Source organism: Pseudomonas sp. KK4 (genome assembly GCF_001984065.1).
Lineage (GTDB): Bacteria > Pseudomonadota > Gammaproteobacteria > Pseudomonadales > Pseudomonadaceae > Aquipseudomonas.
Genome location: NZ_LYVP01000274.1, coordinates 1 through 342, shown reverse-complemented (window position 1 = coordinate 342; position 342 = coordinate 1). Strand labels below are relative to the sequence as shown.

The 342-nt window shown below is 52.3% G+C and carries 2 tRNA genes; both read left to right on the top strand.

The annotated features are described in order from the left end of the window. The first annotated feature begins 89 nt into the window (after positions 1-89). Positions 90-174 (top strand) — tRNA-Leu (locus B0W55_RS29465). An 88-nt stretch (positions 175-262) separates the two neighbouring features. Beyond that, positions 263-338 (top strand) — tRNA-His (locus tag B0W55_RS29460). Positions 339-342 lie beyond the last annotated feature (4 nt).

Here is a 342-nt window from a genome sequence, read left to right as displayed (position 1 = left end):
GTCGTGGGTTCGATCCCCATCGTCCACCCCATATTTCGAAAGGCGCCAGATTTAACGGTCTGGCGCCTTTGCTTTAAAAGCTTCAAGCCGCGGATGTGGTGGAATTGGTAGACACACTGGATTTAGGTTCCAGCGCCGCGAGGCGTAAGAGTTCGAGTCTCTTCATCCGCACCAAATAAAGCTTCATTCACGTCCCTGGGCGTGATGGGGCTCAGCAAAGAAGTTGTTTGTCTTCATTGTTGGCAAGTTGTTACGCAATATGGTGGGCGTAGCTCAGTTGGTAGAGCACGGGATTGTGACTCCCGTTGTCGTGGGTTCGATCCCCATCGTCCACCCCATATT